This is a genomic window from Saccharothrix australiensis (genome assembly GCF_003634935.1).
Classification (GTDB): Bacteria; Actinomycetota; Actinomycetes; order Mycobacteriales; family Pseudonocardiaceae; genus Actinosynnema; species Actinosynnema australiense.
In genome coordinates this window covers 1,675,826-1,697,116 of sequence record NZ_RBXO01000001.1, presented here as the reverse complement: position 1 = coordinate 1,697,116, position 21,291 = coordinate 1,675,826, and the positions used below count along the sequence as shown (strand labels likewise).

Genomic DNA, 21,291 nt, shown 5'->3' with positions numbered 1-21,291 from the left:
GGTCGGATGACCCGCCATCTGGACTATCGGCGCTAGGGTGGCCAGAGGGAACGATATGCGCGATGCGCGCATGACATGCGCATACGCATGAACGAGAGGTGAGCCCGTGGAGACGTTCGGCGAAGCTCTGCGCCGACTCCGTGTGGCCGCACGGCTCAGCCAGGCCGAACTCGCGAAAGCAGCCCAATGGAGCCAGAGTCAGGTCAGCCGTTCCGAAGGCGGCAGGTTCCTCCCCGATGAAGGGACCGTGACGCGCCTGGACCAGCTCTTGCAGGCAAGGGGCGCGCTGATCAAGGCTCATCTCGTGAGCGGCACGAGCAGCGGAGCAGGCCCCGCCCCCGACGTCCAGGCCCCTTGGATGATCAGCGACGTCATGCGCCAGATCCATCGTTCGGATGTCGGACACGAGACGATCGATCAACTTTCGGTGATGACCGAGGAGCTGTGCTGCGAATACGCGTGGCGGAACGCCGACGACCTGCGCAGAGATGCGCAACAACAGCTCGAATACGTCGGCCAACTGCTGAACGGCCCCACCACCCTGCGCGAACACCGCGAGCTGATGGTCAACGCCGGGTGGCTGACCCTGCTGATCGGCTGTGTTGACTACGACCTGGGCCTACCGCGTCACGCCGAGAGCGCCCGCACCGCGGCTTTCCAGTTGGGCCGCGAGTCCGGCCACGGAGAGATCGTCGCCTGGTCGTTCGAGATGAGCGCCTGGTTCGCTCTCACCCAGGACCGTCTGCGATCCGTGGCCGAGTACACGGAGGCCGGCAGCAAGGCCGCCCCCGGTTCGTCGGTAGTGGTCCAACTCGCCGCTCAGGCCGCGAAAGCCCAGGCGCGCATGGGAAACCGCACTGAGGTCGAACGAATCCTCGACGAGGGCTACCGGCTGTTGGAGCAACACCAGAACCCGCTGCGGCCGGAAAACCACTTCGTGATCGACCCGACCAAGTGGGACTTCTACGCGATGGACTGCTACCGCCTGGTGGGCGACAACGACCGGGCGTCGAAACACGCGCGTGAAGTCCTGAAGCTGTCCCGCAAGCCGGACGGCACCGAACGCTCCCCGATGCGCGCCAGCGAGGCCAGGTTGACTTTGGCAGTCGCCGCGCTGGACTCGGGCGACGTCGAGGCGTCCGCGAGCTGGGCACACGAGGCGTTCAGCGCCGACCGCAGGTCTGTAACGCACCTGGCGATGCTGGCCGACGAACTCTCGGAGAAGGTCCGCGAGCTGATGCCAGGAGACCCCGCCGCGAAGCCTCTGCAAGAAGAACTCGCGGTCTTCCGAGCCTCGCTGCCATCTCGCTGAACCTCGCGAACGTGGTCGGCGGTGGCGGCTGCGCGCGTTGATGAATTGTGCTTTATGGGATCAAGGCGCACCGCCTGCGGCGACGCGCAACCAGTCCCGGCTCACGTCGGCACCGACTCCCCGCATCGCGGCACGCCGGGCTCCCGCTCCGCTCCGCCCGTCGGCCGCGCGCGGGAGTCGCTGCACGTGGCCGGATCGCGACACGCAGAGGTATCGCGCTTGGGCAGGAGCTGCTTCCAGCATCCAAAGTCCGACGATCGCGCGGTCACAGACTTGGCAGGGCTGGGCGCGGCGATCGGCTGCCGCGACGGCTCCGCCGCCTTGCCAACGAGACACAGAGGCATGGCCGTTAATATGGAGGTCGGATAGCCCATCGCGCGACCATTTGACCTCTAGAATGAATTTCTTCCATGACCTCCTTTTCATATACGAGCGGAATAACCATAGCCGGACCATCAATATTCAATCCAACACTAATGCGCCACTCGAATTTAGCCGCAGACTCAAGACGTCGCGCCAGTTCTGGATCAACGCTTTTGAGCCGGGCGTAGGAAGATAGCGCCGCCGCCTGGTTTACCCGTATGGCACCGTCCCCTTGGACGACAATGCCTAGCTCCGACCGATGAGCGCGCGTGGTCGTGAGAATCACGTCAACCTCGAGCATGTGGTCAGAACCGTCGCCCCAGACGATAGAGGAAGATACTCTCATGTCCGGTATAAAAAATGGTTCAAATGCTTCAAAAAAGATCGAGGCATCAAGGTTAAGCTCGTACCGATCAGGCATCGTCACTTGCCCTTGAGCATTCCATGCCTCATGTTCGGGCTTGAATAGAAGGCGCGCCTCACCTTCGATCGGAGCCCATTTTGGAGCACGAGCCTGCGGGACTAGAAGCTGCAAGAGTTCCGACCTCTTTGCACTTCGAGTCTTCTCAGCCGAACGCCAAGGAACTTCTATCGAGTACGGCTCCTGACCAGTTTTAAGGATATATGGAGCGTTGTCCGTGCGCATATATATGACCGACACGGTTGCATTACTAGACCAATCGAAAACAAGCGTAGTTATATCAGGCGCAACGCCGTCATCAAAGCACTTTTCGACCCGTGGCCACCAGTCGGACATCTCATTGGCATCTACCCCGGGAACCGACATCCCCTTTTCATCAACACCAACAACCCAAAGCACCTCCGCACCCCTGGCAGCATTACACAATGCCGCCATTCTTCTCGCCGCTTTCCGATGGTCATCTAGCCAGGTTGATTTGAACTCAACAAAAGAGTCTTCGCACTGCTTCCCCTCAATCATTCTTTCGATTGCCCTCCGAGCCCTCAGCTCGATAGCTTGTCTTAGCATCCTTAACCCTCACCTCAGACTCGACAGGTTATGCACTTTAGACCAGAAGCGATCTCTATACGAGCCCCTATATGTGGCCGCACAGCAAGCGCTCTCATCCTCGACTTACCGTCGCCCTCCACGCCGAGGAGGGAGCAGGCGAAACTGCAAACGCATGTCGACCGACGACAGCCCGGTTTGCAACCGATGATCAGCACGGCCCCCACCCCGACTGGCCGTGCCCCTCGCGTGCCCCATCACACGGTCAAGAGCGGTCGGTCGAGGACGCTGGCGGTTAGTACGACCACATCGGCGCAGGTCGGAGGGTTGCAGGTCACGGGCTTGATCGCTGCCAGACCTTCCAAGCTGGTCATGCGGGTTCGATTCCCGTCACCCGCTCTCCCCTTCCGCCGCAGGTAGTCGCCTCGCGATTCGTCCCAAGTGGACGACCTTCCCACCCTTCTTGATCTTCCGTGCCATCCGCGTGCCAGTAGCCGCCTTGGCCGTGCCGCTCGCGGCCTTGACCATCGCCTCGATCCCGGCCGCGATCTTCCGCCCGCGCTCCTCCCTCGCGTGGAGGTAGATGAGCGCCGCACGAGTGGAGCTGTGCCCCATCCGATCCATCAGTTCGCGGAGCGTTGCCCCCGTCTCGGCCGCCAACGTGTTCCCGGTGTGCCGGAGGTCGTGGAGGTGGACATCGGGTATCCCGGCCGCCACCCGAGCGGTGTTCCAGAGGTGCCAGAAGTTGCTTCGCTTCGATCGCCCGCCCTTCGGCCCCACAAACACCCAGTCATCCGGGTCGCCACCGACGAACAGGCTCAAGTGCAGCTCGACCTCCTCCGTGAGGAACGGAGGCAACGTCGGGACCTCTCGGCCCTCACCGCTCCGACCGTCGTGATCGTCGGTGAACGCAGTCGTGCGCAGGACGCGCGCGAAGTCGTCGCCGCGGCGCGGAAGTCGCCGAACGCCGAAGTCGTGCTGACGCCCGGCGGCCACGGGTTGCCCGCGGACTTGGCGGAACGGTTGAACGCCGACCGGCCCTAGGATGGCCGTGTGACCGCAGATTGCCTGTTCTGCCGCATCGTCGAGGGCGCTGTCCCCGCGCGGGTCGTGCACGAGACGGACACCGTGCTCGCCTTCCACGACATCGACCCGCAGGCGCCGACCCACGTGCTCGTGATCCCGAAGGAGCACCACCGGGCGGCCGGGGACCTCGACCCGCTCACGGCGGGGCAGGTGGTGCAGGCCGCGCACCACGTCGCGAAGTCGGAAGGCATCGCGGAGGACGGTTACCGCCTGGTGTTCAACACCGGGCGCGACGGTGGCCAGACCGTGTTCCACGTGCACTGCCACGTGCTGGGCGGACGCCGGCTGAACTGGCCGCCCGGTTGAGCGCGGCGCTCGGACGCGCTCGCGCACCGCGGCCTCAACCCGTCGCCCGCGCCACCGCCGTGCGTAATCGACGCGCCACGGCCAGGTCGCCCTCGATCGACAGCTCGGTGTCCGGCACGCGCCCCCACAGCCACAGGTCGACCGCCGACGCCGACCCGGTCACCACCGCGGCGGGGTCCGCGTCCGGGCAGAAGTCCACCACCTGCTCGTGCAGCGCGACCGTCCACTCCCTGCCCGGCACGCGCAGCGTGATGGCGCGCCCGTCCGCGTGCGCCGCCGGCGGCAGGTGGCACCCCAGCCACAGCCGGAGCACCTCGTCGATCCCATCGGCCGCCAGCCCCGGCGCCAGCGGCGCGGCCAAACCCGACGCCGCCTGCGCGTCGACCCGGTGCACGGCCGTCTCGTGCGCCATCCGGCGCAACCAGAACCCGACCGTCCGGTCCCACGGGCACCAGGTCGCGGCCGGCTCCGCCGCACGCGCGGGGTTGAGCACCGCGATCAGCGACGCCGCGCCGACCCGGTACCAGTCCACCGGGTCGGCGCCGTTCGGGTCCCGCGGCCACTCCGTCGGCCGGCTGCCCCGCGTGACCCACCTCGTCACCAACCGGTGCACCGAACCGACGTGCCGCACCAGCCCGGTCACGGTCAGGCCGGGGCACCCCGGCACCGGGCGCTCACCCGGCACGAGGTCCGCCGCCGCCGCGAGCGCCACCGCCTCGGCGCGCAGCGCACTTCCCAACGCGTGTGCGTCCATCGGGAAAGGATGTCCGAGCGCGCGCATCCCGCGCGACCCCTCAAAACCCGATCGCGCGCCCCGCGCCCGACGGCGTATCAACGGATCATGACCCTCACCCTGCGCACGCTGGCGCACGACGAGCTGCGACCGTTCCAGCGGTTGGTGGACAGCGCGTTCCTGCAGGACTCCCGCGAGGAGCTCCTGGAACGGTGGCGTGGCCTGTTCGAGCCCGAACGCCACCACGCCGTGTTCGACGGCGACGAGATGATCGGCGGCGGCGGTATCCAGACCCGCGCCATCACGGTGCCCGGCAACGGTCCCCAGCCGGTCGCCGCCGTGACGAGCGTCGGCGTGAAGCCCGGCCACCGCCGGCGCGGCGTCCTCACGCGGGTGATGACCGCCCAGTTGCACGGCCTGCACGAGGAATCACGGGAAGCGCTTGCCGTCCTGTGGTCGTCGGAAGCCGGCATCTACGGCCGGTACGGGTACGGCATGGCCGCCGAGTTCACCCGGCTGTCCGTGCCGCGCGGCGCGGCGTTCCGGGCCGGTGTGGTGACCGGTGACGAACGGGTGCGCGAGGTCCCCGTCGACGAGGCGATGCCCGTCATGCAGGCGTTGTACGAGCGCGCACGGCCGGGGCGCACCGGTTGGCTCAGCCGCACCGACGCGCACTGGGCGCACCAGTTCGCCGACGAGGAGCACGACCGCGACGGGCTCACCGCCTACCGGTACGTGCTGCACTCCCGGGGTTACGCCGTGTACCGGGTCAAGCACGACTGGCCGGATCGCGGCCCACGCGGCGAGCTGCACGTGCGCGAACTGGTCGCCGAGACCGACGAGGCGTACGCCGCGCTCTACCGGTACCTGCTGGACCTCGACCACATCGGCGAGGTCAAGTTCTTCACCGCGTCCGACGACCCGGTCGTGCACCTGCTGGAGGACTCCCGCTCGGCGCTGCGGAGCCGTTGCGACTCGCTGTGGGCGCGGGTCGTGGACGTCGACCGGGCGCTGCCGCTGCGCCGCTACCCGTCGGACGTGGACGCGGTGCTGGACGTCCACGACGCGTTCTGCCCGTGGAACGAGGGCCGGTGGCGGCTGACCGTCGAGGGCGGCGAGGCGTCCGTGCGCCGGGTGGCCGACGAGCCGGACGTGGCGGTCGACGTCCGGGCGCTGGGCGCGGCGTTCCTGGGCGGCGCGCGGCTCACCGCGCTGGCCCGCGGCCAACAGGTGCGCGAGTTCACACCGGGTGCGCTGAACCGCCTGTCACATGCGTTCCTGGGCGACCGCGAGCCCCATTGCCCGGAGGTGTTCTGACCGCGGCGGGAACCTCCGACCCGCCCCGGTCCGTTCACCTGGCGTGAGGCTGTCGCACCGGCGGGAGGAACGACCGTGAACGCCACCATCGTGGTGCTCGTACTGCTCGTCGTGGTGATCGGCGGCGGCTGGTACCTGGCCAAGACCCGCGCCGCCGCGCGGCAGCGCGCCCTGGAGGACGCGCAGGCCGACGCCCGGCGCTGGGTGGAGCGGCTGGGCGGCCAGGTGATGAACCTGACCGGCACGGACGTGGCGTCGAGCCAGGCGCTGGCCGACGCGTCCGAGCGGTTCACCGCGGCCGGGTCGCAGATGGAGCAGGCGCGGACCGTCGAGCAGTGCCGCCTGGTGACGCAGACCGCCATGGAGGGCCTGTACTACGTCCGGGCGGCTCGCACGGCGATGGGGCTCGACCCCGGTCCCGAGCTGCCCGACCTCGCCGGCCAGGGTCGCGCGGGGCAGGTCTCGGAGGACCGCAAGGTCACCGTCGAGGGCCACGACTACGCCGCGTCGCCCCGACCCGGCGCGAGCACGCCGCACTACTACCCCGGCGGCGTGGTGGCGGGTCGCCCGGTGCCGCAGGGCTGGTACAGCGAGCCGTGGTGGAAGCCCGCGCTCGTGGCCGGCGTGTGGGGCGTGGGTACGTTCCTGCTGTTCGACGCCATGTTCTCGGGCATGGCGGGCGTGTCGCCGGACGCGCTGAACGCCGCCTACGCGGACGGGTACGCCGACGGCGCGGAGGCCGGCGACGCCGGTGGTGACGCGGGTGGCGACATCGGCGGCGGTGACTTCGGCGGCGACTGGGGTGGCGCGGGCGGCGACTTCGGCGCGTTCGACATCTGACGGCGGTCGGCGGCCGACCGCCCGGCAATCCACCACCCGACAGCCAACGGCACGGCAATCCGACAGCCGACGGCACGACAGCCGACGGCACGGCGTTCGACGGCACTGCGTCCGACGGCCTGGTCGGGCGGACGGCCTGCCGCCCGACGTCATCGGCTCAGGCGCGGACGCGAACCGGGCCGGTGCTTGGCGAGAGCACCGGCCCGGTTCGCGCGTCGACGGGGTTCCGGTTCGGTCCCGGACGACCGCGTGGGTCAGACCGACTGGGTGCGCAGCACGGAGACCGCCGCGCCGCGCTCGCCGAACCACCGCTCCAGCTCCGGACCGTCCAGCTTCCGCCCCGGCCCGACCTCCACCGGACCCAGGACGCTGCCGGCCATGCCCGTCACCGTCGCGCCCACGAGGACCGCGTCGCGGAACGACGTCGTCGCCACCGCGGTGCCGGACAGGTCGGCGCGGGTGAGGTCCGCGCGCAGGAACGTCGCGTCGGTCAGGTCGGCCCGGCGCAGGTCCGCCTCCGTGAAGACGGCGTCGTGGGCGGTGGCCCCGGTGAGGTTCGCGCCGATGAGCCGCGCCCGTGCGAAGTCCGCCTCGCGCACGTCCGCCTTCACGAGGTCGGCGTCCACGAGGTTCGCCCGCGCGAACCGGGCGCCCTCGCAGTGCGCCGCCCAGAACTCCGTGCCGCGCAGGGTCGCGTCGGACAGGTCGGCGCGGGTGAACCAGGACTCCACGAACGGGCCGCCGGACAGGTCGGCGCCGCGCAGGTCCTGGTCGAGCGCGTAGAGCGGCTGGTCCGGGTCGGCCAGCCACGCGCGGAGCACCTCCGCCGCCTCGGGCGCGGCCGGCCAGGCGAGGGGCCGCCACGGCTCACGGGTAGAAGATGATTCGGGCACCCCAACCCTCCTTGTCCACGACGCTCTTCAGGTTGGCGATGTCGGCGGCGCTCGCGTTCCGGGTGTCCACGATGACGTTACGCCCCTTGTCGAACTGCCCCTGGACGGTGTCGCGGAACCACTGCTCGGTGTACGCGTGCTCGTAGGTCTTGCCCGCCTTCACGTGGTCGGGCACCTCGGGCGGCCAGTCCGAGTGGACGCCCTTCATGTCCCAGTGCTGCCCCTTGGCGTCGACCCAGTCGCCCTTGCCGGGCAGCAGGTTCCCGTTCGCGTCCTTCGGCCGCTCGAACGGGCCGTAGCCGCGCTCCTCCAGGTCGAACGCGACCCGTGCCTCGTCCTTCGAGCCGGGGCGGGCCTTGCCGTTGTGGTCGGGGTCGCGGGAGGTCTCCGCGAACCGCTCGGCGTTCTTCGCCTCCAGCTCCCTGAGGTGCCCGTCCAGCGCGGCCCGCTCGGCGGCGGTCAGCTCGGGGTGGGGCTGGGCGGGGTCGGTGGGACGCCGGTTGAGCGGGTGCGGGTCCGGTTCGCCGGGCGTCGGCGGCGGGTTGCGGTCGCCGGGCGGCTTGTTCGAGCCGCCGCCGCTGCCGTCCGCCGGCGGTGGCGAACCCGTGCCCGAGCCGGAGTCGCCGTGCGACCTGGCCGGGGCGTCGACGGTGCCGCCGGTGGTGCCGGACGTGGTGGTGGTGCCTCCGCCCTGCGGCCTGGTCGGGGTGTCCGTGACGCCGCCGGACGCGGTGGTGCCCGGCGTCTCCGGTGGGCGGGACACCGGTGGTTCACCGCCGCGCGGGCCGGGGTCGCCGTTCCCGGTCCCGCCGCCCCGGGGCGTCACGTCGGGGTTGCCCGGCTTCTTCACCGGGTCGGGCGTCTTCGGCGCGCCGCCGGGGCCGTCCGCCCCGCGCAGCGCCTTCAGGCCGCGCTTGATCAGCTCCCAGACCTCGTCCAGCCGGGACAGCAGCGGGCGCAGGCGGGCGATGGACCGCAGCAGCAGGGTGATCTTCTCGGCGATCCTCGCGACCCACTTGGCGATGATCGACACCGCCGCCGCGACCACGTGCGGCGTGGCGAACCCCAGCGTGACGGCCTCCTCGGCCAGCCACTGCGGGATGCGCGCCACGAGCGTGGCCACGCACTCGGCGATCAGCTCGCGCACCAGGCCGCGCACCGTGCCGACCAGGACGCCCGAGACCTCCACGACGAGGCCGACGTTGCCCGCGCAGGTCGCGGCGGCGGTGATGTGCCGGGACTGGCTGGTCACGGCCGCGCGGTAGGCGTCGGCGGACGCGCCGGTCCAGCCCGCCGTGCCCTGGTTGACCTCGGCGACCAGGCTCTCCCCCGCCCGCGTGACGGCCTGCGAGACGTTCTGCCAGGTCCGCGCGTAGGCGGCGACCTGGTCGGCGTCGCCGGCCAGCCAGTCCAGCGCGCGGCGCAGCGGGCCGATGTGCTCGATGAGCCACGACACGGCGTAGGAGATCAGCGTCCCGAACGGGTCCAGGACGAAGGACAGCGACTCCAGGCCGCCGCCCGCGAGCGCCAGGCCCTGGTCGACCCAGGAGCCGCCGGAGAACGCCTGCCGGAGGTCGACCGCGGCCTCGATCGCGCCGATCCCGGTGTGGGCCTGCGTCGAGTCCTGCCGCTCGGCGACGAGGGGGTTGGTCATCCGGCGCTCCCGTCGCGGAACGCCCGCGCGTTGCCCTGCTCGACCGACTCGTACTCGGCGGCGGTCCGCTTGACGGTGGTGATCGTCTCGGCCACGGACTCGGCGACCTCGGACAGCGACCGCACGCCCGCGTTGGCGACGAACGCCATCATCGGCGGGAGCATGGCGCAGGTCCTGCCGTACGCCTGGCCGGACAGGCCGACCTGCCGGGCGGCGTCCAGCGCCTGGTGGAGTTGGTCCTCGACACCGCGGAGGCGGTCGGCGTGCCCGCGTAACTCCTCCACGAGGACCTGGTAACCCTGGTTCACGCATACCCCCTACTCGGTGACGGCGGGGCCGTCCCAGTCGTCGTCGTCCTGGACGGGCCGCCGGGCGGGCGGCGGTGCCGACGGCCGCACCTGGTCCGCCCACGGCGGCGCGTCGGGCGCGGGCTCGGGGAAGCGCCGCCGGTAGGACGACACCAGCGCCTCGGCGGTTCCCGGCTCGTCCACGCCCACCGCGGCGACGATCTCGGACACGCGCCCGGCGAGCCTGGACTGGGCGCGGCGCATGGTCGCCATGATCGTCGCGGCCAGCGCCGCGCCGGACACCTCGCGGGACTTGTCGGAGATCTCCAGGCTCGCCAGCGCGCCGGACGCGGTGACCGACAGGCGGACCAGCCCGTCCCCGGACGCCTCGTCGACGGTCACGTCCGCGACCTGCCTGCTCACCGCCTGGTACTTCTCGGCCTTGGCCGCCACGCCCGCCGCCCACCGGGCGATCTCCTGCTCCGTGCGGATCTCGTCGCCGCCGAACACGGGATCGGTCATCCCACGCCCCCTTCTCCTGCCGGCTGATCGTCCGCCCGGTGCGGTCCGTTAGCCGTGCCGGCTCGGACGGGTGCGGGGCGCGGCGGTTCCCGGATCGGGGCGTGAGGACCGCCGGATCGGGTGGCCGCGGTTCCCCGGATCGGGGGGCCGTCATCCCCGGCACCCCGGATCGGGCGGGCGGCTTCGGCGTCGTGCGGACGGCGGTCGGGGTGGTGTGGCGCCCGGATCAGGCCGGTTGGCAGGTCGGGCACCAGAACAGGTTGCGGCCGGCCAGTTCCGCCATCGCGACCGGCGTGCCGCACACCAGGCACGGCAGGCCGGCGCGCCGGTACACGTAGACCTCGCCGCCGTGCCGGTCCTGGCGCGGCGCGCGGCCGGTCGCCTCGGGCAGGTGCTCGGGGCGGACGGTGTCGATCCGGCCGACCGCCACGCCGGCGCGCATCAGCACCACCAGGTCCGCCCACAGCGCGTCCCACAGCGCCCGGTCGACGCGGTGGCCCGGCGTCAGCGGGTGGACGCCGTGGCGGAACAGGACCTCGGCCCGGTAGACGTTCCCGACGCCCGCGATGACCCGCTGGTCCAGCAGCAGCACGGCGATCGGCTGGCGGGACCGGGCGATCCGCTCGTGGGCGAGCCGGGGTTCGGCGTCGGCGCGCAACGGGTCCGGGCCGAGGCGGGCGTGCAGCGCGGCCACCTCGGCGTCGGTCAGCACCTCGCACCGGGTCGGCCCGCGCAGGTCCGTCCAGTGCGTCGCGCCGACCAGCCGCATCCGGACCTGGCCGACGGGCTCGGCGACCGGGTGCTCGTGCTCGGTGAACGTCCCGTAGAGGCCCAGGTGGACGTGCACGGTGGCGTCCGGGCCGTAGACGTGGAACAGGTGCTTGCCGTGCGCCTCGGCCCGCTCGAACACGCGTCCGTCCACAGCGGACGCGGCGAACCGGCCCTGCGGGCTGGAGACCCGGACGGCCTGGCCCGCGTAGCGTTCGCGGTGCAGCTTCGCGAGCCGGTGCAGGGTGTGTCCTTCAGGCACGGAACACCACCGCCGGCGCGAGGAGCGGGACCGGCACGGTCGGGAACGACGCCGCCGTGGCGCGGAACGGCACCACCGAGGCCAGGTGCGTGCGCACGGTCAGCCGGGAGTCCGCGCGCAGCAGGCGTTCCGCGAGTTCCACCGCGCGCGGGCGGTCGTGCCGGGCGAGCACGGCGCACAGGCCGGCGAGCTGCCGCACGCGGTCGAAGTCCGGTTCGTCGGTCCGCTCCGCGCCCCGCTCGACCACCGCCGCGAGCGCGCCGGCCACCGCGGGCTCGTCCGCCGCGTACGCCAGCTGCCAGTCGAAGAACAGCTCGTCGCCCAGGCCGATCAGCGCCGCCAGCGCCGCGATCCGCGCGTCCTCGGCACCGCTGCCCGCGGTGAACCGCCTGCCCTCGGCCACCGCGACCGCCAGCTCCGGGAACGTCCGGTCCCGGCCGGCCCCGTCGGTGAGCATCCCGAGCCACGGCGACCGGCGGCCCGCCTCGGCGGTCGCCGCCACCACCGGGTACACCGGCGCGTGACCCCACGACGCGAGCGCCTGCACCGCCAGGAAGCGGTGGTAGCGCCCGGTCGCGGCGTCGGCCAGCAGGGCGTGCAGCGCGGGCGCGCGGTCCAGGTACCGGTGGTCCGCCGCGGCGGCGTCGATGACGGTCTCCGGGTCGGCCCGGAACGCGCCGTCGAGGTCCTCGAACAGCAGCTCCCGGATCATCAGGGCAGCGCCGGCGCCTCTCCGGTCCGCTCGTAGTCGGTCAGCAGCGCGATCCGACGGGCGTGCCGGGGCTGGTCGGAGAACGGGGTCGCCAGGAACGCCTCGACGATCGCCGTCGCCTCCTCGGCGGTGTGCATCCGCGCGCCGACGCCGATCAGCTGCGCGTCGTTGTGCTCGCGGGCCAGCCGGGCGGTCTCGACGCTGTAGGCGAGGGCGGCGCGGGCGCCGGGCACCTTGTTCGCCGCGATCTGCTCGCCGTTGCCCGAGCCGCCGATCACGACGCCCAGGCTGCCCTCGTCGGCCACCACGCGGCGGGCGGCCTCGATGCAGAACGGCGGGTAGTCGTCCTCCGCGTCGTACGCGGCGGGGCCGATGTCCACCACCTCGTGGCCGGCTCGGGTCAGGTGTTCGACGAGGTGAGCCTTCAGCTCGAACCCCGCGTGGTCGGATGCCAGGTAGACGCGCACGTCGTGGGAGTCTGCCATCCTGTCGCGCGTGTTCGGACAAGAGGGATGCCGCCTGCGGTTCGAGTGGGGCGACGAGGGGGTGACCGCGCTCGGCGGTCTCTGCGCGGTGCTGGTGATCGTGGACGTGCTGTCGTTCAGCACGGCGGTCGACGTCGCGGTCGGGCGCGGCGCGTCGGTGCGGCCGGTGCGGTGGGCCGACCGGGGGCACGCGGCGCGACCCGCCGACCCGTCGTGGTCGCTGCGGCCGTCGTCGCTGGTGGAGCTGCCCGCCGGCACCGAGTTGGAGCTGCCGTCACCCAACGGGGCGACGCTGTGCGACCTGGCGGCGGACAGCGGGTCGCTGGTGCTGGCCGGGTGCCTGCGCAACGCGCGGTCGGTCGCCGCGGCCGCGCGCGAGCTGGCGCGGGGAGGCCCGATCGGCGTGGTCGCGGCCGGTGAGCGGTGGGGCACGCGCCTGGACGGGCCGGTCGGCGAGCAACGGGGTCCGCTGCGGCCGGCGGTGGAGGACCTGCTCGGCGCGGGCGCGGTGCTGGCGGCGCTGCTCGGGTACGGGACGGCGTCGGTGGAGGCGTCGCTGGCGGCGGAGGTGTTCGCGCGGTCGTCGGTGGAGGACGTGCTGGCGGGGTGCGTGTCGGGGCGGGAGCTGATCGCGGGCGGGCACGGCGCGGACGTGGCGCTGGCGGCGCGGGTCGACGTGAGCACCGCCGTTCCCCGCCTGGTGGACGGCGTGCTGCGGGCGTGAGCCCGCATGCGCCATTCCGCTGACCGTGTGCACGGCGGTCGTGTGCACCGCAGGCGATGCCAGCGAGCCAACGCCACATCGCGCTAGCCGTGTGGACCGGCTGACGGCGCGCACGAAGGCGGTGCGCACTGGCGGGTGGCGAGGGCGAGCGCACGCAGGCGTCCCCCCGAATTGGGAACCCCTGCGTGCATCCAAGCACCCGACCACGACGGTTTCGGGCTTGCCGGCTGAGAGTTGTGCGAGGCCGCACGGGACGCGGCTCAGGCGGTGTGCACGGCCCGCGGTGCACACGGTCAGCGGTGCACACGGTCAGCGGTGCACACGGTCAGCGGTGCACATGGGTAGCGGTGCACATGGGTAGCGGTGCACACGGCCGGCGGTGCGGCGATGTCTCGGCGCACACGGTCGCCGGCGCAAAGGCCGAGGTAGCCGGGAAAGGGCGACCCCGGTCGGGTGGCCGTCACCGTTGGATGGACTTGACCTCGGTGAACTCGTCCAGCCCGAACCGGCCGAACTCGCGCCCGTTGCCCGACTGCCGGTAGCCCCCGAACGGCGCGCTGGTGTTGAACGCCGCCCCGTTGATGTCCACCTGCCCGGTGCGCATCCGCTTGGCCACGGCGAGCGCGCGCTCCTCGTCGGCGGAGAACACCGCGCCGCCCAACCCGTAGACGGTGGCGTTCGCGATGCGCACGGCGTCGTCCTCGTCGGAGTAGGGCAGCACGGACAGCACCGGGCCGAAGATCTCCTCCCGCGCGATGGTCATGTCGGCGGTGACGCCGCCGAACACGGTCGGCGCGACGTGGAAGCCGCGGTCCGTCGGCGCGTCCGGCCCGCCGTGCGCGAGCCGCGCGCCCTCCGCGACGCCCTGCCGGATGTAGCCGACGACCCGGTCCCGCTGTGCGGCGGACACGGCCGGGCCCAGGCGGGTCGTGGGCAGGGCCGGGTCGCCGGGCACGTGCTTCGCCGCCGCCGCGGCGGCCAGCTCCACGGCCTCGTCGTGCCGGTCGGCGGGCACCAGCAGCCGGGTCCACGCGCTGCACGCCTGGCCGTTGTTCATGAACGCGTTGGCGACGCCGATCTTCACCGCGCGGCCGAGGTCGGCGTCGTCGAGCACGACGTTGGCGGACTTGCCGCCGAGTTCCAGCGCCACCCGCTTGACGGTCTCGGCGGCCAGCGCCGCGACGCGCCGGCCGGCGCGGGTCGAACCGGTGAACGACACCATGTCCACCATCGGGTGCGCCGCGAGCGCCTCGCCGACCACCGGCCCGGTGCCGTGCACGAGCCCGAACACGCCGTGCGGCACACCGGCGGCGGTCACCACCTCGGCCAGCAGGTCGGCCGTGAGCGGCGCGAGTTCGCTGGGCTTGAGCACCACGGTGTCGCCCGCCACGAGCGCGGGCACGACCTTGGCGACCATCTGCTGGAGCGGGAAGTTCCACGGCGTGATCGCGGCGACCACGCCCACCGGCTCGCGCAGGACCAGCGAGTGGCCGACGCGCTCGCCGTCGAAGTAGCCGCCCGCCACCACGTCGGCGACGGCGCGGGCGATCGCGATCGGGTTCGGCACCTGGACCTTCGTGGCGAAGGCGCTGGTGGTGCCCATCTCCGCGACCATCGTCGCGGCCAGCTCGTCCGCCCGCGCGGCGAGGCCGTCGGCGATCCGCCGCACGGCGTCCACGCGGTCCTCGACCGGGGTCGCGGCCCAGGCGGGGAACGCGGCGACGGCCCGGCCGACCGCCGCGTCGACCTCCCCGACCGTGCCCGCGCGGACCGTGCCGATGACCTCTTCGGTGGTCGGGTTGACGACCTCGATCATGCGCTGACTCCCGCGTGATGTGACACCCTGGGCCTGATCGCGCCCCAGGGTGTCACATCCGCCGGGTCACGAGAAGTCCAGGCCGCCGGTCCGGGTGCGCTTCAGCTCGAAGAACTGCGGGAAGCTCGCCAGCGCCACCGCGCCGTCGAACACCTTCACGGCGTCCTCGCCGCGCGGGATCTTCGACAGCACCGGCCCGAAGAACGCCACGCCGTCGATGTGGATGGTGGGCGTGCCGACGTCCTCGCCGACCGGGTCCATGCCGCGGTGGTGGCTCGCCCGCAGCTCCTCGTCGTACTCGGTGGAGTGCGCGGCGGCGGCCAGCTCGGCGGGCAGCCCGACCTCCTCCAGCGCGAGCTTGACGACCTCGTCGTAGTCGTTGTTGCCCTCGTTGTGGATGCGGGTGCCCATCGCCGTGTAGAGGTCGCGCAGGACCTCGTCGCCGTGGTGCCGGGCGGCGGCGATCGCGACGCGCACGGGGCCCCACGCGTTGTCCAGGAACTCGCGGTAGCGGGCATCCAGGTCACGGCCCTCGTTCAGCACCGACAGGCTCATCACCCGGAACGCGAGGTCGAGGTCGCGGTGCTGCTCCACCTCCAGGATCCAGCGGGAGGTGATCCAGGCGAACGGGCAGGCCGGGTCGAAGTAGAAGTCGACCTTCGTGGCGCCTGCTGTCGACATGGCGGGTTCTCCTCGTGCTCAGGCGGTCAGTAGCGGGCCGCCGCTGCGGCTCACGTCAGTTGCCAACCACGGGGACGCGCGGACTCTTCCCTCGGACGGAGTCCACCCAACCCCGCCTCACGTGATTGGATGCGACTGTCGTGTTCACCGACACGACACCTTCCCCCGTTCCGACGAGGTCGGCGCCCAGCCCAGGCGACGCCGGCAGACGAGGTGACCAGTGGCGGCACCCAACCTCACCCGCGACCAGGCGCAGCAGCGGGCTGCGCTGCTGGAAGTCGACTCCTACCGGATCGAGCTGGACCTGACCGACGGCGGTGGCAAGCCCGGCGCGGACACGTTCCGCTCCACGACGACGGTCGCCTTCCGCAGTCGGAAGCCGGGCGCGTCCTCGTGGGTCGACATCGTGGCCGCCACCGTGCACCGCGCCGTCCTCAACGGCGTCGAGCTGGACGTGTCCGGCTACCGCGAGGAGGACGGGCTCGCGCTGCCCGACCTCGCCGAGACCAACGAGCTGACCGTCGAGGCCGACTGCCGGTACATGAACACCGGCGAGGGCCTGCACCGGTTCGTGGACCCGGTCGACGGCGGCGTCTACCTGTACTCCCAGTTCGAGACGGCCGACGCCAAGCGCATGTTCGCCTGCTTCGACCAGCCCGACCTCAAGTCGGTCTACGACCTCACGGTGACCGCGCCGCGGGACTGGAAGGTCGTCTCCAACGCCGCGATCGACTCCACTGTGGAGGGCGTCGGCGGCGCGGACAAGCACGTGTTCGCCACCACCAAGCCGATGTCCACCTACCTGGTGGCGCTCGTGGCGGGCCCGTACGCCGAGTGGCGCGACGAGTTCACCGACGGCGCGACGACGATCCCGCTGGGCATCTACTGCCGCGCGTCGCTGGCCGAGCACATGGACCACGAGCGGCTGTTCACCGAGACCAAGCAGGGTTTCGGGTTCTTCCACCAGGCGTTCGGCGTGCCGTACCCGTTCGGCAAGTACGACCAGTGCTTCGTGCCGGAGTTCAACGCGGGCGCGATGGAGAACGCGGGCTGCGTGACGTTCCTGGAGGACTACGTCTTCCGCAGCCGCGTCACCCGGTACCTGTACGAGCGGCGCGCCGAGACCGTGCTGCACGAGATGGCGCACATGTGGTTCGGCGACCTGGTGACCATGCGCTGGTGGGACGACCTGTGGCTGAACGAGTCGTTCGCCACCTGGGCGTCGGTGCTGGCGCAGGCCGAGGCGACCGAGTACCGGCAGGCGTGGACGACGTTCGCGAAGATCGAGAAGTCCTGGGCGTACCGGCAGGACCAGCTGCCCTCGACGCACCCGGTGGCCTCCGACATCCCGGACCTCCAGGCCGTGGAGGTGAACTTCGACGGCATCACCTACGCCAAGGGCGCGTCCGTGCTCAAGCAGCTCGTGGCGTACGTGGGGCTGGAGAACTTCCTGGCCGGCCTGCGGGTGTACTTCGCCAAGCACGCCTGGGGCAACGCGACCCTGGCCGACCTGCTCGGCGCGCTGGAGGAGGCGTCCGGCCGCGACCTGTCGTGGTGGAGCGCCCAGTGGCTGGAGACCACCGGCCTGAACCTCCTGCGGCCCAGGTACGCGGTGGACGCGGCCGGGCGGTTCACCGAGTTCGCGGTGCTCCAGGGCGGCGCGCGGCCGGGCGCGGGCGAGCTGCGCACGCACCGGCTGGCGATCGGCGTGTACGACTCCGACGAGTCCGGGAAGCTCGTGCGCACCCACCGCGTCGAGCTGGACGTGTCCGGCGAGCGCACCGAGGTCCCGGAGCTGGTCGGCGTGCCGCGCGGGAAGCTCGTGCTGGTCAACGACGACGACCTGACCTACTGCACGATGCGGCTGGACAGCGAGTCGCTGGCGTCGCTGATCGACCACATCGCCGACATCGCCGAGCCGCTGCCCCGCACGCTGTGCTGGTCGGCGGCGTGGGAGATGACCCGCGAGGCCGAGCTGAAGGCCCGCGACTTCGTCAACCTGGTGCTCGGCGGCCTGCACGCGGAGACCGAGGTCGGCGTCGTGCAGCGGCTGCTGCTCCAGGCGCAGACGGCGCTGTCGTCCTACGCGGACGCGTCGTGGCGGGACGAGGGCTGGCGGCGGTTCGCCACGAAGACCCTGGAGCTGGCGCGGGCCGCCGAGCCGGGTTCGGACCACCAGCTGGCGTTCGTGAACGCGCTGGCGGGTTCCGTGCTGGACGCGACGACGCTGGCCGTGGTGCGCGGCTGGTACGAGGGCACCGACGCGCTGCCGGGCCTGGACGTGGACACCGACCTGCGGTGGCGGCTGCTGCACGCCCTCGTGGCGCACGGCGAGGCCGGGCAGGCGGAGATCGAGGCGGAGGAGCGGCGCGACCCCACCGCGACCGGTCGTCGGCGGGCCGAGTCGGCCCGCGCGCTGCGGCCCACCGCGGAGGCCAAGGACGAGGCGTGGGACCGGGCGGTGAACGACGACGAGCTGCCGAACGCGGTCAGCGAGGCCGTCGTCGCGGGCATCCAGCACCCCGGCCAGAAGGCGCTGCTCCAGCCGTTCGTGACGCGGTACTTCGAGGACGTGGCCGGCGTGTGGGACCGCCGGTCGAGCGAGCGCGCCCAGTCGATGGTGGTCGGCCTGTTCCCGTCGTGGTCGATCACGCCGGAGACCGTGGCGGCCGCCGACGAGTGGCTGGCGGAGGAGCGCCCGCCCGCGCTGCGGCGGCTCGTGTCCGAGGGTCGGGCCGGCATCGTGCGGGCGCTGGCGGCGCAGGAGTTCGACCGGTCCTGAGCCGGGCCGGTGGCGGAGGCCGCATCCCCTCGGGGGTGCGGCCTCCGCCGTGTCCGCGTCGCGGCGGTCGGAGTCGTCGGGCGTGCGTCGCCGGGCGTGCGTCGCGGGGCGTGCGTCGCCGTCGGGTGCGCAGGTGGGGTCGGGCACGACGGAGGCCGCGCCCCGGGTCGGGACGCGGCCTCCGCGTTGGTCGGTGCGTCAGGAGCGCGGCGCGTGGCCCGCCTGGTCGGTGAGCATCCGCAGGCCGCTCACCAGGCCGCCCGCGAGGTCGCCCTCCTTGAACGACGCCACCATGCTCATCACGGCGAGCTTGGCGCCCCGGTCGGCGAGCCGGCGGTGCGACTCCTCGCCGGTGACGACCTCCACCACGCGCTCGCCCGGCGAGACCGCCACCAGGACCGCGTGCGACGGGCGCGGGGTGGCGGCGTGCAACTCCTCCGCCCTGGCCCGGCTGTCGGAGCCGAGTTCGCCGAGGTAGACGCTGAAGTCCAGGCCCGTGGTGCGGCTGGCCAGCGTGATCGCCTCGTCCAGCGACGCCAGTTGCACCGGCGTGAACGGCAGGGTCGGCGCGTGCGGCGTGTACATCTTCGCGGCCGACACGCGACCGCTGTTGGTCACGACCGCGCCGACTTCCAGCTCCGCCGGGTCCACGCGGGAGATCTCACCAGTTGCCACGGGCACCTCCCCTGGCAGTCGGGCCCGAGGCCGGCTCGGCCCCGGAGTGGTGGTCGGCGGACAGGCCGCCGGGGTTCGCGCTCCACCACACGGGCGCGTAGTCCCATTCCTGGCCCGGGCGGTACCGCACGATGCGGGTGGCCTTCGGCCTCAGCGTCAGTAGCGTGATCACGCCGTAGATGGCCAGCGGGATCAGCGCGAAGACGAGCACGGTCTCCACGATGGTCACGGCGGTTACGGTAACCGATCCCCCTGCTCACGTCCGGGAGAGGGTGCGCGCGGGGGCACGGGCGCACGAGGACGCGGTGCGCGGGCGGACGCGGGCGTCCCGGCCGGCGGTTCGAAGAGCCCCGATCGGGGAACCGCCGCCCGTGCCACCACCAATTGAGACCGCAAAGTGCCGAAACCCGCACGCCCCGGCCGACCCGTCCCGGAGCAGGCCCTCGGGCGGGACGCGCACGGCGCGCGTTCGGAGCCGGCCGTGCGGAGGGCGGGTCCGGGAGCACGCGGTCGGGACGCCGCGGAGGGTCGCGTGGCGGGCAAACGCGGGCCACAGGCGGCCGTCGCCAGGTGGAATGCCGATCGGGTGAGGACTTGGCGGGAACACCGAGAGGGGCGATCCCAGGCACTTCCGGGTCCACCTGGTCACCGCGCCGCTTCCGAAGGGCACGGTCCGTGACCGAACCTCGCGTTAACCGGTGGGCGCGCGTCGTCGCCGAACGCGGTAACCGAGCGGTTCTACCGTCGTAGTGCGCACGGCCGTCCGGCCTCCCGCCGGAAGGAGTCGAATGGCGGCCGGTTTGGCGTCTTGTCCTCCGCCCACTCGGCTTCTAGCTTTTCACCTGTACGGGTCTTGCGCATCCGTTTCGGATACCAATTCCCGCCCCTTGAGTCTCGGAGGACACGACATGTACACCGTGAACCGCAGCCAGGCCGTTGACCTCACTCGTTCGTCTTACACCCGATTGGGCGAGTCAGGTAAGTCTGTTCGGCGTCTCGCGGTGCCCTCCGGCCCGACGCCCGCCACGGCGCTCGAAGCCTTCCGGGCCAGGGAGTCGGACTCCGTCCGCATCACGGACCGTGACTCCGTTCGCATCACCGCACTGCTCGGCCCGGTCCGCGTCACCGTTGGTGAGAGCGTCCGGATCACAGCGCACGGCCCCGCCGGGGTCACGGCGGGTGAGCCGGTCGCGGAGGACGAGTCCGTCCGCATCACCGCGCGGGCCTCGGCGCGCGGCGCGGGACGCGATTCGGTGCGGGTCACCGCGCTCGATCCGGTGCGGGTCACCGCGCTCGGCCCGGCGCGCCGCACCGCCTTGGCGGCCTGACCTACGCCGCGGGCTCACCCAGGTAGGGCAGCCACAGCGGGTCGGCCTCGGTCACGCCGGCCAGCAGCCGCCAGTGCGGACCGCGCGGCGCGTTGGGCACGACGCGCAGCCGCCAGCCCAGTTCGGACAGCAGCTTGTCCGCCTTGCGGTGGTTGCACCGCGCGCAGCAGGCCACGCAGTTCTGCCACGTGTGGGGCCCGCCCCGCGAGCGCGGCACCACGTGGTCGATCGTCTCGGCGCGCCCGCCGCAGTACGCGCACCGGTAGCGGTCCCGGTGCATGAGACCGGCGCGGGTCAGCGGCACCCGGCCGCGGTAGGGCACCCGGACGTAGTTGCTCAGCCGGATCACCGAGGGCACGACCACCTGGGCCGTGGACGAGTGCACCACGGCGCCCGCCGGGTCGCCGTGCACCACCTCGGCCTTCCCGCACACCACCAGGACCACCGCGCGCCGCAGCGGCAGCGCGGTCAACGGCTCGAAGGTGGCGTTCAGCAGCAGGACTTTCCGTCTCCCCCAGGGCAACACCACGGGTGCCGGACCGGCCCCCTCCCCGTCCACCACGGTGTGCACCGAAAGCTGTTTTTGGCCGGACGGGGCCACCGGCGCGAGCCCGGCGTTCGCCAGGGCGCCGATCGGGGTGGGTTGTCGGTCTGGCACGCGACCACCTCCACCGGTTCAGGCATAGCAGACCACACATCGGCCCCAAAAATCACGTGTGATACGTGACGCGTCATGCAGCCGAGATCAAAACTTCGGTGAACACCTCCCTATCGGACA

General features: G+C 72.1%; 23 protein-coding genes. 8 read left to right on the top strand and 15 right to left on the bottom strand.

What is annotated here, in order from left to right; translation table 11 throughout:
• Window positions 1-106 precede the first annotated feature (106 nt).
• Window positions 107-1,312, top strand: coding sequence for a helix-turn-helix domain-containing protein (locus tag C8E97_RS07990; protein ID WP_121003058.1), 1,206 nt, complete (start codon window positions 107-109; stop codon window positions 1,310-1,312).
• A gap of 349 nt (window positions 1,313-1,661) precedes the next feature.
• On the opposite strand, the gene C8E97_RS34010 is transcribed toward C8E97_RS07990, so the two are convergent.
• A complete protein-coding gene (locus C8E97_RS34010) occupies window positions 1,662-2,615 on the bottom strand; it encodes a hypothetical protein (RefSeq protein WP_147455026.1) in 954 nt (317 codons plus the stop codon).
• Window positions 2,616-3,032: 417 nt separating this feature from the next.
• Window positions 3,033-3,464, bottom strand: a complete 432-nt coding sequence (locus C8E97_RS35190; protein ID WP_211346946.1) for a tyrosine-type recombinase/integrase — start codon at window positions 3,462-3,464, stop codon at window positions 3,033-3,035.
• Here C8E97_RS35190 and C8E97_RS35185 point away from each other — a divergent pair, their 5' ends adjacent.
• Together C8E97_RS35185 and C8E97_RS07980 are read left to right on the top strand one after the other, a co-directional pair.
• Window positions 3,465-3,686 (top strand): alpha/beta fold hydrolase, encoded by a 222-nt coding sequence (locus C8E97_RS35185; protein WP_211346945.1) that lies wholly within the window; start codon window positions 3,465-3,467, stop codon window positions 3,684-3,686. It abuts the gene before it with no gap.
• A gap of 9 nt (window positions 3,687-3,695) precedes the next feature.
• Window positions 3,696-4,034, top strand: a complete 339-nt coding sequence (locus tag C8E97_RS07980; protein ID WP_121003056.1) for a histidine triad nucleotide-binding protein — start codon at window positions 3,696-3,698, stop codon at window positions 4,032-4,034.
• A 34-nt stretch (window positions 4,035-4,068) separates the two neighbouring features.
• Here the strand turns inward: C8E97_RS07980 and C8E97_RS07975 are convergent, their stop codons facing one another.
• A complete protein-coding gene (locus C8E97_RS07975) occupies window positions 4,069-4,788 on the bottom strand; it encodes a maleylpyruvate isomerase family mycothiol-dependent enzyme (protein WP_170211689.1) in 720 nt (239 codons plus the stop codon).
• A gap of 87 nt (window positions 4,789-4,875) precedes the next feature.
• Between C8E97_RS07975 and C8E97_RS07970 the strand changes: the two genes are divergently transcribed.
• A complete protein-coding gene (locus C8E97_RS07970; protein ID WP_121003052.1) occupies window positions 4,876-6,084 on the top strand; it encodes a GNAT family N-acetyltransferase in 1,209 nt (402 codons plus the stop codon).
• A gap of 75 nt (window positions 6,085-6,159) precedes the next feature.
• Entirely contained in the window at window positions 6,160-6,924 is a 765-nt protein-coding gene (locus C8E97_RS07965; protein ID WP_121003050.1) for a hypothetical protein, read from the top strand.
• 254 nt (window positions 6,925-7,178) lie between these two features.
• On the opposite strand, the gene C8E97_RS07960 is transcribed toward C8E97_RS07965, so the two are convergent.
• The 7 genes from C8E97_RS07960 to C8E97_RS07930 all read right to left on the bottom strand — a co-directional run bounded on the left by C8E97_RS07960 (window position 7,179) and on the right by C8E97_RS07930 (window position 12,489).
• On the bottom strand, window positions 7,179-7,817 hold the full coding sequence (locus tag C8E97_RS07960) for a pentapeptide repeat-containing protein (protein WP_121003048.1): 639 nt from the start codon (window positions 7,815-7,817) through the stop codon (window positions 7,179-7,181).
• Entirely contained in the window at window positions 7,792-9,471 is a 1,680-nt protein-coding gene (locus tag C8E97_RS07955; RefSeq protein WP_121003046.1) for a hypothetical protein, read from the bottom strand. The genes C8E97_RS07960 and C8E97_RS07955 overlap by 26 nt, the downstream gene beginning before the upstream one ends.
• A complete protein-coding gene (locus tag C8E97_RS07950) occupies window positions 9,468-9,779 on the bottom strand; it encodes a type VII secretion target (protein WP_121003044.1) in 312 nt (103 codons plus the stop codon). Before C8E97_RS07950 ends, C8E97_RS07955 begins: the two co-directional genes overlap by 4 nt.
• Window positions 9,780-9,788: 9 nt before the next feature.
• Window positions 9,789-10,280: a YbaB/EbfC family nucleoid-associated protein gene (locus tag C8E97_RS07945; protein WP_121003042.1), complete on the bottom strand. Its 492-nt coding sequence runs from the start codon at window positions 10,278-10,280 to the stop codon at window positions 9,789-9,791.
• Between the two features lie 226 nt (window positions 10,281-10,506).
• Window positions 10,507-11,310, bottom strand: a complete 804-nt coding sequence (locus C8E97_RS07940) for an Fpg/Nei family DNA glycosylase (RefSeq protein ID WP_121003040.1) — start codon at window positions 11,308-11,310, stop codon at window positions 10,507-10,509.
• Window positions 11,303-12,022: a hypothetical protein gene (locus tag C8E97_RS07935; protein WP_211346944.1), complete on the bottom strand. Its 720-nt coding sequence runs from the start codon at window positions 12,020-12,022 to the stop codon at window positions 11,303-11,305. The genes C8E97_RS07940 and C8E97_RS07935 overlap by 8 nt, the downstream gene beginning before the upstream one ends.
• Window positions 12,022-12,489: a ribose-5-phosphate isomerase gene (locus C8E97_RS07930; RefSeq protein ID WP_211347207.1), complete on the bottom strand. Its 468-nt coding sequence runs from the start codon at window positions 12,487-12,489 to the stop codon at window positions 12,022-12,024. Before C8E97_RS07930 ends, C8E97_RS07935 begins: the two co-directional genes overlap by 1 nt.
• 28 nt (window positions 12,490-12,517) lie before the next feature.
• Between C8E97_RS07930 and C8E97_RS07925 the strand changes: the two genes are divergently transcribed.
• Window positions 12,518-13,231, top strand: coding sequence for a 2-phosphosulfolactate phosphatase (locus C8E97_RS07925; RefSeq protein WP_121003036.1), 714 nt, complete (start codon window positions 12,518-12,520; stop codon window positions 13,229-13,231).
• A 460-nt stretch (window positions 13,232-13,691) separates the two neighbouring features.
• Here the strand turns inward: C8E97_RS07925 and C8E97_RS07920 are convergent, their stop codons facing one another.
• Complete coding sequence (locus C8E97_RS07920; protein ID WP_121003034.1) at window positions 13,692-15,047, bottom strand: aldehyde dehydrogenase family protein; 1,356 nt, start codon at window positions 15,045-15,047, stop codon at window positions 13,692-13,694.
• Between the two features lie 66 nt (window positions 15,048-15,113).
• Complete coding sequence (locus C8E97_RS07915; RefSeq protein WP_121003032.1) at window positions 15,114-15,728, bottom strand: mycothiol-dependent nitroreductase Rv2466c family protein; 615 nt, start codon at window positions 15,726-15,728, stop codon at window positions 15,114-15,116.
• Window positions 15,729-15,948: 220 nt separating this feature from the next.
• Between C8E97_RS07915 and pepN the strand changes: the two genes are divergently transcribed.
• The gene (gene pepN, locus C8E97_RS07910) at window positions 15,949-18,510 is read left to right on the top strand and encodes an aminopeptidase N (protein ID WP_121003030.1); all 2,562 of its coding nucleotides are present in this window, start codon (window positions 15,949-15,951) and stop codon (window positions 18,508-18,510) included.
• Window positions 18,511-18,708: 198 nt separating this feature from the next.
• Here the strand turns inward: pepN and C8E97_RS07905 are convergent, their stop codons facing one another.
• Both C8E97_RS07905 and ctaJ read right to left on the bottom strand, forming a co-directional pair.
• Window positions 18,709-19,185 (bottom strand): DUF5130 family protein, encoded by a 477-nt coding sequence (locus C8E97_RS07905; RefSeq protein ID WP_121003028.1) that lies wholly within the window; start codon window positions 19,183-19,185, stop codon window positions 18,709-18,711.
• The gene (gene ctaJ / locus C8E97_RS07900; RefSeq protein ID WP_121003026.1) at window positions 19,172-19,414 is read right to left on the bottom strand and encodes an aa3-type cytochrome oxidase subunit CtaJ; all 243 of its coding nucleotides are present in this window, start codon (window positions 19,412-19,414) and stop codon (window positions 19,172-19,174) included. The genes C8E97_RS07905 and ctaJ overlap by 14 nt, the downstream gene beginning before the upstream one ends.
• Window positions 19,415-20,093: 679 nt before the next feature.
• Here ctaJ and C8E97_RS07895 point away from each other — a divergent pair.
• Window positions 20,094-20,513 (top strand): hypothetical protein, encoded by a 420-nt coding sequence (locus tag C8E97_RS07895; protein ID WP_147455025.1) that lies wholly within the window; start codon window positions 20,094-20,096, stop codon window positions 20,511-20,513.
• Window position 20,514: 1 nt separating this feature from the next.
• Here C8E97_RS07895 and C8E97_RS07890 read toward each other — a convergent pair whose 3' ends face one another.
• Window positions 20,515-21,171 (bottom strand): HNH endonuclease, encoded by a 657-nt coding sequence (locus C8E97_RS07890; RefSeq protein ID WP_211346943.1) that lies wholly within the window; start codon window positions 21,169-21,171, stop codon window positions 20,515-20,517.
• Between the last annotated feature and the right edge of the window lie 120 nt (window positions 21,172-21,291).